This is a genomic window from Nocardia spumae, from assembly GCF_020733635.1.
Classification (GTDB): Bacteria; Actinomycetota; Actinomycetes; order Mycobacteriales; family Mycobacteriaceae; genus Nocardia; species Nocardia spumae.
On the sequence record NZ_JAJFZL010000001.1, the window covers coordinates 6,640,952 to 6,653,747 of the forward strand.

At 66.6% G+C, this 12,796-nt stretch carries 14 protein-coding genes; 3 read left to right on the forward strand and 11 right to left on the reverse strand.

Annotation, left to right across the window (positions count from 1 at the left end; genetic code table 11):
* Positions 1–161 precede the first annotated feature (161 nt).
* Entirely contained in the window at positions 162–911 is a 750-nt protein-coding gene (locus LKD76_RS29620) for a DUF427 domain-containing protein (RefSeq protein ID WP_227984667.1), read from the forward strand.
* A 1-nt stretch (position 912) separates the two neighbouring features.
* Here LKD76_RS29620 and LKD76_RS29625 read toward each other — a convergent pair whose 3' ends face one another.
* The 5 genes from LKD76_RS29625 to hsaA form a co-directional block, all read right to left on the reverse strand.
* Positions 913–1,824, reverse strand: coding sequence for an AraC family transcriptional regulator (locus LKD76_RS29625; protein WP_227984668.1), 912 nt, complete (start codon positions 1,822–1,824; stop codon positions 913–915).
* Positions 1,825–2,067: 243 nt separating this feature from the next.
* On the reverse strand, positions 2,068–2,661 hold the full coding sequence (hsaB, locus tag LKD76_RS29630; protein WP_227984669.1) for a 3-hydroxy-9,10-secoandrosta-1,3,5(10)-triene-9,17-dione monooxygenase reductase subunit: 594 nt from the start codon (positions 2,659–2,661) through the stop codon (positions 2,068–2,070).
* 41 nt (positions 2,662–2,702) lie between these two features.
* Positions 2,703–3,578 carry an iron-dependent extradiol dioxygenase HsaC gene (gene hsaC, locus LKD76_RS29635; protein ID WP_255662196.1) on the reverse strand — a complete coding sequence of 292 codons (876 nt, stop codon included), beginning with the start codon at positions 3,576–3,578 and terminating at the stop codon, positions 2,703–2,705.
* Between the two features lie 91 nt (positions 3,579–3,669).
* Positions 3,670–4,551: a 4,5:9,10-diseco-3-hydroxy-5,9,17-trioxoandrosta-1(10),2-diene-4-oate hydrolase gene (gene hsaD, locus LKD76_RS29640; RefSeq protein ID WP_227984671.1), complete on the reverse strand. Its 882-nt coding sequence runs from the start codon at positions 4,549–4,551 to the stop codon at positions 3,670–3,672.
* Positions 4,551–5,720 (reverse strand): 3-hydroxy-9,10-secoandrosta-1,3,5(10)-triene-9,17-dione monooxygenase oxygenase subunit, encoded by a 1,170-nt coding sequence (gene hsaA / locus LKD76_RS29645; protein ID WP_227984672.1) that lies wholly within the window; start codon positions 5,718–5,720, stop codon positions 4,551–4,553. The genes hsaD and hsaA overlap by 1 nt, the downstream gene beginning before the upstream one ends.
* A gap of 224 nt (positions 5,721–5,944) precedes the next feature.
* Here hsaA and LKD76_RS29650 point away from each other — a divergent pair, with 224 nt between their 5' ends.
* Both LKD76_RS29650 and LKD76_RS29655 read left to right on the forward strand, forming a co-directional pair.
* Entirely contained in the window at positions 5,945–7,249 is a 1,305-nt protein-coding gene (locus LKD76_RS29650; protein ID WP_227984673.1) for a 3-ketosteroid-9-alpha-monooxygenase, oxygenase component, read from the forward strand.
* On the forward strand, positions 7,249–7,566 hold the full coding sequence (locus LKD76_RS29655; RefSeq protein WP_372465949.1) for a hypothetical protein: 318 nt from the start codon (positions 7,249–7,251) through the stop codon (positions 7,564–7,566). Before LKD76_RS29650 ends, LKD76_RS29655 begins: the two co-directional genes overlap by 1 nt.
* 142 nt (positions 7,567–7,708) lie before the next feature.
* Here LKD76_RS29655 and LKD76_RS29660 read toward each other — a convergent pair whose 3' ends face one another.
* From LKD76_RS29660 to LKD76_RS29685, 6 genes are all read right to left on the reverse strand, one after another.
* Positions 7,709–8,116 (reverse strand): cupin domain-containing protein, encoded by a 408-nt coding sequence (locus LKD76_RS29660; RefSeq protein ID WP_227984674.1) that lies wholly within the window; start codon positions 8,114–8,116, stop codon positions 7,709–7,711.
* 44 nt (positions 8,117–8,160) lie between these two features.
* Positions 8,161–9,138 (reverse strand): alpha/beta fold hydrolase, encoded by a 978-nt coding sequence (locus LKD76_RS29665; RefSeq protein ID WP_227984675.1) that lies wholly within the window; start codon positions 9,136–9,138, stop codon positions 8,161–8,163.
* Positions 9,135–9,737 (reverse strand): TetR/AcrR family transcriptional regulator, encoded by a 603-nt coding sequence (locus LKD76_RS29670; RefSeq protein WP_227985465.1) that lies wholly within the window; start codon positions 9,735–9,737, stop codon positions 9,135–9,137. The genes LKD76_RS29665 and LKD76_RS29670 overlap by 4 nt, the downstream gene beginning before the upstream one ends.
* Before the next feature lie 367 nt (positions 9,738–10,104).
* Complete coding sequence (locus tag LKD76_RS29675) at positions 10,105–10,590, reverse strand: hypothetical protein (protein ID WP_227984676.1); 486 nt, start codon at positions 10,588–10,590, stop codon at positions 10,105–10,107.
* A gap of 227 nt (positions 10,591–10,817) precedes the next feature.
* Positions 10,818–11,870, reverse strand: a complete 1,053-nt coding sequence (gene dmpG, locus LKD76_RS29680) for a 4-hydroxy-2-oxovalerate aldolase (RefSeq protein ID WP_227984677.1) — start codon at positions 11,868–11,870, stop codon at positions 10,818–10,820.
* A gap of 13 nt (positions 11,871–11,883) precedes the next feature.
* Entirely contained in the window at positions 11,884–12,795 is a 912-nt protein-coding gene (locus LKD76_RS29685; protein ID WP_227984678.1) for an acetaldehyde dehydrogenase (acetylating), read from the reverse strand.
* Position 12,796: the final 1 nt, after the last annotated feature.

Below are 12,796 nucleotides of genomic sequence, written 5' to 3' on the forward strand. Positions count from 1 at the left end.
CGGCCCACCCCGTCGGCACGGATGACGCCCCCGTCGCGGTACCCCTTCTCTGACCGCCACGGTGGTAAGCCGGAATCCGGCCCGCGAACCCCGCGGATCGGATTCCGGCTTCTTGCTTTCGTGAACCCGCACCGTCACCCGCCGGGCGTACCGTGGGGCAGATGACGGAGACGAATCGGGGCCGCGTGCGGACCGAAGCCGGTCACCGACGCATCCGGGCCTATGTGGAGGGCCTGCTGGTCGCGGATACGATCCGGCCGCTACTGGTCTGGGAGAGCCCGTACTACCCCACCTACTATCTGCCCGCCGAGGATGTGCGCGCGGAACTGGTGGCGACCGGATCCGCCCGGCACTCACCCAGCCGCGGCGAGGGCGCCGAATACGACGTCGTCATCGGTCATACGACCAGATCCGCGGCGGCGCTGCGCTATCCGGATTCACCGATTTCGGAGCTGCGCGATCACATCCGGCTCGACTGGGCGCTGATCGACCAATGGTTCGAGGAAGACGAACCGATCTCCGTTCATCCACGCAATCCGTACACCCGCGTCGATATCCTCGCCAGCTCACGCACGGTGCGGGTGGAACTCGGCGGTGTGGTTGTGGCGGAATCGGATTCGCCTCGCATCCTCTACGAAACCGGGCTCATCCCCCGCTACTATCTCCCCCTCACCGATGTCCGCATGGACCTGCTCACACCATCGGCCACCACGACCGGCTGCCCGTACAAGGGCACCGCGGAGTACTACAACATCGTCATCGACGACACCGAATACCCCGACCTGGTCTGGTACTACCGCACCCCGCTCCCGGAAAGCCAGAAGGTGGCCGGACTGGTCTGCTTCTACAACGAGAAGGTCGAACTCTACGTCGACGGAGTACGCCAGGAACACTCCAGCCCGTTCAGCTGAATCACACCGCGAGTACGGGGGTGGGTTCCTCGGCGTGGCGATAACGTCCCGGCGCGACGGCGAATTCGCGTTTGAACGCTTTCGCGAAGGCGAATTCGGAGCCGTAGCCCACCCGGTGGGCGATCGCGGCGATCGGGAGGTCGGTTTCGCGCAGCAGGCGCGCCGCGGTGAGCATGCGCCAGCGGGTGAGGTAGCTCAGGGGCGCTTCGCCGACCGTGGTGGTGAAGCGGCGGGCCAGGGTGGCTCGGGAGACGCCGGCGAGGGCGCTCAGGGCCGGAACGGTCCAGGCGCGGGCGGGTTCGTCGTGGATGGCGCGGAGCGCGGCCGAGACCGCGGAATCCGCGAAAGCGCCTGCCCAACCGGAGTTGTCGGGTTGCCGGTCGTACCAGGATCGCAGGATGAACAGCAGCAGGGTGTCCAGGAGTGCGGGCACTGCGGCATCACTGCCGGGGCGAGGGCGGGTGAGCTCGCCGAGCAAGAGATCGACCGCGGCGCGCAAGTCGGGACTCCGCCCGGAATCCGCGGGCAGATGCAGGAAGTCGGGCAACTGATCGAGCAGTGGATGACTGCGCGCCCGGCACATCTCATAGGCACCGCACAGCAAGGTGGTCCGCGCCCCGGGCCCCGGAATCTCCCGGGGCTCGCCGACCTTCGCGACTTCGCTCACCGGAGTATCCGGATCATCGGCGACCACATGGGCGGTTCCCCGCGGCATGAACAACACATCCCCGGTCGCCAACCTCATGGGATTCACACCGGGCGCCGACAACCAGCAAGCCCCCTCCACCACGATATGGAAACCGACCCCGGGCACCACCGGATACTCCCGTCCCCAGGGCGCGTGCCGGACGAACAACCCCGACGCCGGAGTCCCCGTCCGCAACGCGGCCACCGTCCCACTCAGAATATCCACGCCTCCATCCTGCACAACCGCGCCGGCCCGCACGCGGCACAACCGCACGGACTCGTCATGCCACCGGTGCGGCGCCCCGGTGGGGCCGGGCACGGTGATCCGCTCTGATCCGCACCCTCCCGCATTGCCCTGGGGGCACACCCAAGCCCGCCCGCGGGCTACGCCACGGACCGAACCGCTGATATCCGAAACGACGAAGGGCGGCCACCGGGAAAGGTGACCGCCCTCGTCCTGTGCTCGGACCTACAACCACGTGTCCAGGGTCGTGGTGGTGAGGAAGTGTTCGAGGTCGGCCCGCCAGGGAGCCGGGGTGGTCTTCTCCGGTTCTATCGCGGTGTACTGACCGCGATAGAACAACAGCGGCCTGCCGGAGTCGGTGGACTCCGACAGGGCCAGCACTCGGCCGATCACGATGAAGTGATCGCCGCCGTCGACGACGCTGTCCACCGTGCACTGGATCGTGGCCAGCGCGTCGCCCAGGACCGGAAGTCCCAGCTCTGAAGTGCGCCAGTCGACTCCGGCGAACTTATCGGGTTCGCGGGAACCGAAGCGGGCGCATACCGGCTGCTGTTCCTCGGCGAGGACGTTCACCGCGAACCGCCCGGACTGCTCGATCGCGGCCCAGGAGCGCGACCCCTTGGTGGGGCAGAACAGCACCAGTGGCGGATCGAGGGACAGGGCGGCGAACGACTGACAGGCGAAACCGATCGGCGCGACCGCAGTGTCGCCGTCGGCCGGGCCGAAGGTGGTGATCACCGTGATGCCGGTGCAGAACTGCCCCAGCACATTCCGGAACTGCCGGCCGTCGATCTCGGGATATTCGCCGGTCGTGGTCATGGTTGTCGCCCTCTCCGCATTCGACACCGCAGCGCTCGCTACTACTTGAATCCCACCGAGAAGTCGTGACCCCACAGGCTCACCGCGGTCGACTCCCGCGCGATCCAGGAATGATCGTCGACTTCCAAACCCTCACAGCCGAATTCGATATCGAAGCCGCCGGGCGTCTTCATATAGAACGACAGCATCTTGTCGTTGATGTGCCGGCCGAGCGTGGCCGACATCTTCACCTTCTTGCGGTTGGCGCGATCCAGGCAGAGACCGACATCGTCGGAGTTCTCCACCTCGACCATCAGGTGCACGATGCCGGTCGGATTCGGCAGCGGCAGGAACGCCAGCGCGTGATGGCGCGGGTTACAGCCGTAGAACCGCAGCCAGGCCGGATCGCCGTCGGCCGGGCGACCCACGATCTGCGGTGGCAGCCGCATCGAGTCACGTAGCCGGAAGCCCAGGACATCCTGGTAGAACGCCTGTGCGGCGGCATCGTCATCGCAGGTCAGCACCACATGGCCGAGGCCCTGTTCGGCCGTGACGAACGTGTGCCCGTACGGGCTCACGAAGCGCCGGGCCAGGTACTGCGCACCGTAGAACGCCTCGAGGGTATTACCGGCCGGATCCCGGAAACGGATCATGCCCTCGACACGCCGGTCCGCCAGCTCGTCCTTGGTGCCCTCCTCGAAAGCCACGTCGGCCTTGGTCAGCGTTTCCCGGAGTTGTTGCAGCGCGGGCGCGTCGGTGACCTCCCAGCCGGAAACCTGCAGCCGGTCCTGTTCACCGGGCACGATCACCAGACGGGCGGGAAAATCGTCCATGCGCAGGTAGAGGGCGTCGGGGTTGGGCCCGTCACCTTCCATCATGCCGAGGACCTTGAGGCCGTACTCGCGCCAGGCGGCCATATCGGTCGCCTCGATGCGCATATAGCCGAGCGTGCGAATACTCACCGTCGCCCTTCCTCCCTGCGGGACACCCGCACCCGGTCGGCCCGATGCCCCGCTGCGCGAGTGTCGGTCATCGCGCCTCCTTCACACCGAACAGGAAATCGGTTGCCAGCCGGTTGAATTCGTCGAACTTCTCCAGCTGCGCCCAATGCCCGCAGCCGCCGAAGACGTGCAGCTGCGCCCGCGGGATCGATTTGAGCGCCACCAGGGCGCCGTCGAGCGGGTTCACCCGGTCCTCACGCCCCCAGATCAGCAGCACCGGCTGCCGCAGCTTGTAGGCGTCGCGCCACAGCATGCCCTTTTCGAAATCGGCACTGGCGAACGACTTACCCATCGCCCGGGTGGCGGCCAGCGCCTCGGGGGTACTGGCCGAGGCGAATCGCTGGTCGAGTAGTTCCGGCGTGACCAGCGACTGGTCGAAGACCATGATCCGCAGGAACTTCTCCAGATTGTCGCGGGTGGGCTCGACATTGAACTTGCCCAGCGCCTTGACGCCCTCGGTCGGATCCGGTGCGAACAGATTGGTGCTCAGCCCGCCGGGACCCATCAGCACGAGCTTGCCGGCACGGTCGGGATAGTCCAGCGCGAACCGCACCGCCGCCCCGCCGCCGAGCGAATTGCCCAGCAGGTGAACGCGATCGGTGATGCCCAGGGTGTCGAGCAGATCCTTCAGCGCCGAGGCGCTGTGCACGAAGTACTGCGGATGATCGGTCGGCTTGTCCGACAGCCCGAAGCCGGGCTGGTCGACGGCCAGCACGTGGAACTGCTGCGCGAGCACCGGGATGTTGCGCGAGAAGTTCGACCACGAGGAGGCGCCGGGTCCGCCGCCGTGCAGCAGCACGATCGTCGGGCCGTTACCGACGCCGGCCTCGTGGTAATGCAGCTTCAGATCCGGCCGGACCTGAGCGAAACGCGAGGTCGACTCGAAGGTGAGCTCCGAAACCGTGGTCATCACACCATCCCGTCGGTGACCGGCATACCGAAGGCATGCGTGCCGTACATGGTGTAGGCGCGCTCGGGATCGTTGGCGGCGTGCACCCGGCCGGCGTGGGCGTCACGCCAGAACCGCTGCAGCGGAGTGCCGTTCGCGAGCGCGGTGGCGCCCGAGCTCTCGAACATCTTGTCGATCGAGGCGATGGCCCGGCCGGTGGCGCGAACCTGATCGCGACGGGCGGCCACGCGCAGTTCGAACGGGATCTCCTCGCCCGCGACCAGCAGCGCGTACTCGTCGGCGACATTGCCCGACAGTTGACGCCAGGCGGCGTCGATATCGCTGGCCGCCTCGGCGATGCGGACCTTGGCGAACGGGTCGTCCTTGGCCTTCTCACCGGCGTAGGCGGCGCGCAGGCGCTTGCCCTGATGCTCCACATGCGCCTCGAGAGCGCCGTAGGCCATGCCGACGATCGGGGTGGAGATGGTGGTGGGGTGGATGGTGCCCCACGGCATCTTGTAGACCGGATCGGTGTTCTCCCGCAGACCCGGTGCGGTCAGATCGTTCATGGCCTTGTAGCTGAGGAATCGGTGCCGCGGCACGAAGACGTTCTCCAGCACCAGGGTGTTGGAGCCGGTGCCCTTGAGGCCCACCACATTCCACACGTCGTCGATGCGGTAGTCGGTGCGCGGCACCAGGAAGCTGCCGAAATCGACCGGCTTGCCGTCCTTGATCACCGGACCGCCGACGAAGGTCCAGGTCGCGTGATCGCTGCCCGAGGACCAGGCCCACGAGCCGTTGACGATGTAGCCGTCACCGCTCTCGGTCACCACACCGGCGCCCATCGGGGCGTAGGAGGAGGAGATGCGGACCTGCGGGTCCTCGCCCCAGACCTCTTCCTGGGTCTGCTGGCTGAACAGAGCCAGATGCCAGTTGTGGACGCCGATGATGCCCGACACCCAGCCGGTGGAACCGCAGGCGCTCGCGATCTTGCGCACGGTGTCGTAGAAGACGACCGGATCGCACGCGTAGCCGCCCCACTGGCGCGGCTGCAGCAGCTTGAAGAAACCGGTTTCCTGCAGCGCCTTCATGGTCTCGTCGGGGATGCGGCGCAGATCCTCTGCCTCCTGCGCCTGTTCGCGCAGCTTCGGCAACAGCGCTTCGACCCGTTCGGTCACTTCTTGCGTCATCTCGGTGGCTGCTCCTGCCTGGTCGAAATCTGAACGGAGGTATCAGCCGCAACCGTTCAGCGGAACCGATACTTGTCTTGAGACTAGAACACGTTCTTATTTATGTCGAGAACGGGTGTTCATTGTCCCACAACAGAGCCCTTTGCCTGGTAGTCAACGGAATAGCTGGCGCTGGGCCTCGCAATTTTGTAACGTGTTCTAGTACTTCCAGAGGAGGGATGACGATGGCAGAGACCGCACCGCGGCCGAGCGACGGGCCCGGAGGAGGCAGCTCGCGTAACCACGGAGGGACCCGGGAGGCCGCCAATCCCACGCAGCGGGGCGGGAAGGTCCGCGAGATCGACGTCGGCTCGACGCCTACGCGGTATGCGCGGGGCTGGCATTGCCTGGGCCTGACCGAGACATTTCGCGACGGTAAGCCGCACGCCGTGGAGGCGTTCGGCACCAAACTCGTGGTGTGGGCCAACAGCGACAACGAGCTGAAAGTGCTCGATGCCTACTGCCGGCACCTCGGCGGCGATCTCAGCATGGGCGAGGTCAAGGGCGATTCCATCGCCTGCCCGTTCCACGACTGGCGCTGGGGCGGCAATGGCCGCTGCACCTCGATCCCTTACGCGCGGCGAGTGCCGCCACTGGCCCGTACTCGCGCGTGGACCACCCTCGAGCGCAACGGACAGCTGTATGTCTGGCACGACCACGAGGGCAATCCGCCGCCGGACGATGTCACCATCCCCTACATCGAGGGGCCGTACACCGATGCCGACGGCAATCCGGTCGAGGAGCGCAACCCCGGGTGGACTCCGTTCACCTGGAACACCATGGTGATCGAGGGCGCGAACTGCCGCGAGATCGTCGACAACGTGGTGGATATGGCCCACTTCTTCTACATCCACTTCGCCTTCCCGACGTACTTCAAGAACGTCTTCGAAGGCCACGTGGCCACGCAGTTCCTGGAGACCAAGGGCCGTCCGGACATCGGCATGGCCGCCAAATACGGCGGTGAGACGCTGCTGAAGTCGGAGGCGTCCTACTTCGGCCCGTCCTACATGGTCAACCCGCTGACCAATATCTACGGCGGGTACGAGATCAAGGTCCAGCTGATCAACTGCCACTACCCGGTCACCCAGGATTCGTTCGTGCTGCAGTACGGCCTGTCCGTCGAGATCCCCAAGGGCCTCGACGACGACACCGCCACCAAACTGGCCACGAGCATGACCGAATTCTTCGGCGACGGCTTTCTGCAGGACGTGGAGATCTGGAAGCACAAGTCCAAGATCGACAATCCGCTGCTCTGCGAGGAGGACGGCCCGGTCTACCAGCTGCGCCGCTGGTACGACCAGTTCTACGTCGATGTCGCCGATATCGACCCGAAGATGGTGCAGCGCTTCGAATTCGAGGTCGACACCACCAAGGCCAACGAGCACTGGGAGGCCGAGGTCGCCGAGAATCTGCGGCGTAAGAAGGAGCAGGACGAGCAGAAGGACGCCGCTGACAAGGATGCGGCGGTCAAGCAGGAGGCGGGTGCCTGATGGCCACCTGGGCTAAAGCACCGAACTTCGCGGACCGTCCGGAACGCCGGGAGCAGGTGCGTGCCCAGACCGTCGTCGACAAGCAGCGCTATCTCGAAGACGGCCTGACACCGGTGGCCTGCCGCGCCTGCGGGGTGGAGGTCCTGGTCCGCAAGTCGTCGTCGCATCAGCGCTCGGTGCAGTGGACGGTCAGTCCGGCCGAGCACTGCCCCGTCTTCGCGAAACTGGCGGGTCCGGGCCGGCCGGACCCGTGCCCGGACCTGGAGAAGTCGATCCAATACGCGGTCGACGAGGGCATCCTGGTCGTCGACGAGTAGGCGGGAACGCTGTTCGGGCCCGCGCACCACACCCCACCGGGGGACGGTGCGCGGGCCCGAAGTATTCGTGCACACTCCCAGCCGAAATCGGGAACCGACCGGATCGCGGCAGCTTGCGCGATCTGTGCACCCCCCCGGGCGATCAATCCAGCCGGAAGTCCGCGAAATCGAATCCCGGTGCGACCACACAGCTGACGAGTGCGTATTCATCGCCGGCCGGGCGCGCGGCTTGGCTGACGCCCGCCGGAACCACAGCCTGCAGGAGTTGTCCCCGTTCGACATCCGGGCCGAGGATCACCTCCTCGCCGCCGATGTTCAGTAGCAGCGGCCCGCCGCGCTGCCACAGCCAGATCTCGTCCGAGCGCACCGTATGCGGAGCGGACTGTTCGTGCGGCAGCAGCAGGAAATGGATGGCGGTCGCGGATGCTCGCGCGCCCTCGTAGCCCTCGGGTTCGAATTCGACCGGACTGCGATAGGTTTCGCGGAACCAGCCGCCCTCGGGGTGTGGTTGCAGATCCAGCGCCTCGGCCAGCGCGGGCCGTTCGGACATCGTCGCCTCCTGTAGAGCAGTCGATTCCAGCAGATGCTGCGCGGTCAGGGCCGACGCCGCCGATTTCGCGCCCCGGTTGTGGCCCGCGATCGCGAAACGGCGTCGAGGTCCGCGCTCCCGAAGGCGTCGAGCAGTTCGGCAACGCGCTCGGGGCATTCCACATTCGGAGAATGCCCCGCGCCTTCGATGATTTCGACCCGGGCTCCGGCGGCGCGATAGCGTTCGGCGGTGGGTCGCCAATCGTAGAAGCGGTCCTCGGTGCCGTGCACGACGAGCGCCGGGAGGCCGAGGCGGCGCAGCTGAGCATCCAGGGGGTCGGCGGCCAGGCGACGACGGCGCTCGGTGACAACCGCTCGGGCCATTGCGGCATTCATCCCGCGATAGTCGGCGACGGCCTGATCCGCGACGTCGAACGCGGTCCGCAGATCGAATCCCGGCGCCACGGCGTAGCGCAGGCCGATGCGGACGAACGCCGGAATCGCCAGCCGGTGCAGCAGCGGGCCGAGGAACGGATCCGCCAGCACGGCATTGCCACCGGGAAATGTCGCGTAGCTGTAGTCGGGCGCCTGATCGATGAGTGCGACCGCGGTCACCCGCGCCGACTGCTCGGCCGCCGCGAGCACCACGTCCGCGCCGAACGAATGCCCCACCGCGAGAACATCTTCCAGCCCGAGAGTAGCCAGCAGATCGGCGATCATGCGGCCCTGCGCGGGTCCGCCGAGGTCCGCGACGAGTTCACCCGCGGTCGCCGAACGATCCCGCGCCGGGACTCCGGTGTGGCCGTGCCCGCGCAGGTCGATCCGGATCGGCTGATATCCGGCAGCAGCCAGCGGCGGCGCCATCCGCTCGAACCAGTGCAGCGAACCACCGAACCCGTGTATCAGGACCACCGGCCGCGCACCGGGACCGCCGGCTCGGTGCAGATGAACACGATCCGATCCGACCGTGATCAGCTCACCGGAACCGTTCCCGATGCCGGTGAGCTGATCGTGGTCGGCTCCCGAGCGGCAGGAGCGAATCATGCGTCGGCCGCCACGCTGTATACCATCGCGACCTGGGTGAACAGCGTCACCCGCTGCTCCCATGCGGTGGTGCTGCCGGGTTCGAGCAGGCATTGGGTGGCGGTGCCGTCGTGCACGGCGACCACCGCACTCCCCAGCCCCTCGCGATCGGTGACGGTGCGCCCCACGCGGGCCAGAAGATTCTCGAGAACGGGCAGGAGTGCGGCGACGATGGCGTTCTCGCGGGCGACCATCACCCGGCGCAGCGGCGGATTGCGCAGGGCGTGCGCGGTGAATTCGGCGGTGATACGAAACCATTTGTCGTCCAGGGGAACCGCGCGCAGCACCTGCTCCACCCCGGCCCGCAGATCTCCCTCCGCGACACCGGCCTCGGACTCCAGGACACCGGTCACCTCGCGCAGCATCTGCCCCGAGCGCACCTCCCACATGTCGAGGAACAACTCCTCGAGAGAGGTGAAATTGGAGTAGAACGCTCCCCGAGTGAATCCGGCTCGCTCACAGATCTGCTCGACCGTGCACCGCCCGAACCCCTCCTCCGCGAACGCGTCGAATGCCGCGTCCAGCAACCGCTGCCGAGTCTCGGCCCGCCGCTTGGTCATTCGAGGTTCCCCGGCGTCGAGGGATGCCACACCCGGATCCTCTCCCTCGACAACTGGATACACGAGTGTATCAACCGCCCCGTTCACGACCACGCCACTTCTCACCACCGCGACCACTGCCGCACGAGCTCACCTGCCGCATGCGGCACGGCACACCCAGATGGATCCACAGAGGCGACCTCACGCGCTCGAGGCGGGCACGGCACGCCACAAGCGTTTCCGAGGTAGATCAAGTGGGTGGTTTCGCGGCCGTCTCGCCGTTCGGTGCCCGCTGCGTAGGCGACGAAGGAGCAAGCAGCGGGTGCCGAACGGCGAGACCAAGGGGCCGTCAACCCCGCCGGAGCGAAGCGGAGGCCAAAAACACAGGTCAGGTCAGGTTGGTTCCCGACCAGCCGAAGTTGAAGCTGTGGCCTTTGGAGGTGCAGCTGACCGCACCCCGCCCCCCACCGCTGCAGGTGGCGCCGCCGTAGCTGATGGTGCCGCCGTAGTCGTAACCGTCGGCCGCGGGGCCCGACCCGATCGAGCGACTGCCGGGACGTCCGAGCGCACCGGTGAGGCCGAAGGTCGGGTGCGCGGGAAGGAACGGCAGATCGATCGCGAGATTCGTGATCGGAATTCCCCACAGATTCGCGATTCCGGGGCTGATATCGCAGCCCACGTCACCGTTGGGACGCATCGAGCAATTCGCGTATCCGGCACTGAAATACACCGTGTCGCCGACCAGATAGTCCGCCGGGTTCTGCACCGTGGGCCCGTTCGCGGCGACGAACGGGTCGGCCGAGGCCACACCGGTTCCCACACCCGCCACCGCCACCGCCGCCGCGGCCGCCCCGATAAATGTCCGAATCTTCACAGCCTGCTCCCAAAGTGTCATCACAAGAGACGAAATATCGATCGCGAAGCGCCGTGCACCCCTGCGAAGCGCACCGATATCAGAACATCCCGGCCGCCCGGCCGAGCGTTACTCGAGAACCCCACAGCGAAGACTCAGGCGACTCGCGGCCGGACCCGCACCACCAGATCCGGGTCGAGCACGACGAAAGGCCGCGAACATGTTCGCGGCCTTTCGTTTTCATCGACTCAGGCGGTCACGCCCGCCTGTTCCCGCTGCAGTTCCAGCGCGATGTCGATCAGCTGATCTTCCTGTCCGCCGACGAGTTTGCGCTTGCCCGCGCGTACCAGCATCTCCGCCGCCGACACCCCATACCGCTCGGCCTGCCGTTCGGCGTGCTTGAGGAAGCTGGAGTAGACCCCGGCGTAGCCCATCATGAGAGCTTGGCGGTCGAGCAGGCATTCCTGCGGCATGACCGGGCGCACGACATCCTCGGCGGCGTCGGCGATCGCGAAGAAATCGATACCGGTCTTGATCCCGATCTTGTCGGCGACGCCGATGAACGCCTCGACCGGAGTGTTACCCGCACCCGCGCCGAAGCGCCGCGCGCTGCCGTCGATCTGCTTGGCGCCGGCCTTGACCGCGTAGATCGAGTTGGCGACGGCCAGATCGAGGTTCTCGTGGCCGTGGAAACCGACCTGGGCGTCGTCACCGAGTTCGGCGACGACCGCGGCGATGCGCTCGGACACCTGATCGAGCACCAGCGCACCGGCGGAGTCCACGACGTACACGCACTGGCATCCGGCGTCGGCCATGATGCGCGCCTGCTTGGCCAGCACCTCCGGCGGCTGCGAATGCGACATCATCAGGAAGCCGACAGTTTCCATGCCGAGGTCGCGGGCGTAGCCGAAGTGCTGGATCGAGACGTCGGCCTCGGTGCAGTGGGTGGCGATGCGGACGATGGACGCGCCGTTGTCCTGCGAGATCTTGATGTCCTCCTTGACGCCGACACCCGGCAGCATGAGGACCGCGATCTTGGCTTGCTTCGCGGTCTGCGCCGCGATCGTGATCAGTTCCTGCTCAGGGGTTTTGGAGAAACCGTAGTTGAACGATGAGCCGCCCAGGCCGTCGCCGTGAGTCACTTCGATCACCGGCACGCCGGCCGCGTCGACGGCCGCGACGATATCGCGGACCTCGGTGGCGGTGAACTGGTGGCGCTTGTGATGGGAGCCGTCACGCAGAGAGGTATCGGTGACCCGGACGTCGAGTTCCTGGGAGAACGGCTGCAATACGTAGTTCATGATCTGGTCCCTCCTAGACCCGAGCCGTGAGGATCTGTTCGGCCATGACCTCGCCGACGCGGGTGGCGGCGGCGGTCATGATGTCGAGGTTGCCGGCGTAGGGCGGCAGGAAGTCACCCGCGCCCTCGACCTCCACGAACACCGAAACCTTCGCCATCCCACCGGAAATCACGCTCGGCTCGTCGAACTGCGGCTCGTTGAGCAGGCGGTAGCCGGGCACATATTCCTGGATGTCGGCGACCATCCGGTGGATCGAATCGGTGATCGCGGCGGTGTCGGCATCCTCGGGGATCGCGCAGAAGATGGTGTCGCGCATGATCATCGGCGGCTCGGCCGGGTTGAGAATGATGATCGCCTTACCGCGCTGGGCACCGCCGATGGTCTCCACGCCACGACTGGTGGTCTTGGTGAACTCGTCGATATTGGCGCGGGTGCCGGGTCCGGCGGAGACCGACGACACCGAGGCGACGATCTCGGCGTAGGGCACCTCGACCACCCGGGAGACGGCCGCGACGATCGGAATCGTCGCCTGCCCGCCGCAGGTGATCATGTTGACGTTCGGGGTGTCGATATTCGCACCCAGGTTGACCGGCGGCACAACGGCCGGACCGACCGCGGCCGGGGTGAGGTCCACCGCGCGGATGCCGGCCGCCTCGTACTTCGGCGCGTATTCGCGATGGACGTACGCCGAGGTCGCCTCGAACAGCATGTCCGGCTTCTCCGGCAGCGCGAGCAGCCAGTCAGCGCCCTCGTGCGAGGTCTCCAGGCCCAGGCCGCGAGCGCGTTTGAGGCCCTCGCTGTCCGGATCGATGCCGATCATCCAGCGCGGCTCGATCCGCTCCGAACGCAGCAGCTTGTACAGCAGATCGGTGCTGATATTCCCCGAGCCGACGATCGCGGCTGTCACCTTCCCGTTATTAGGCACT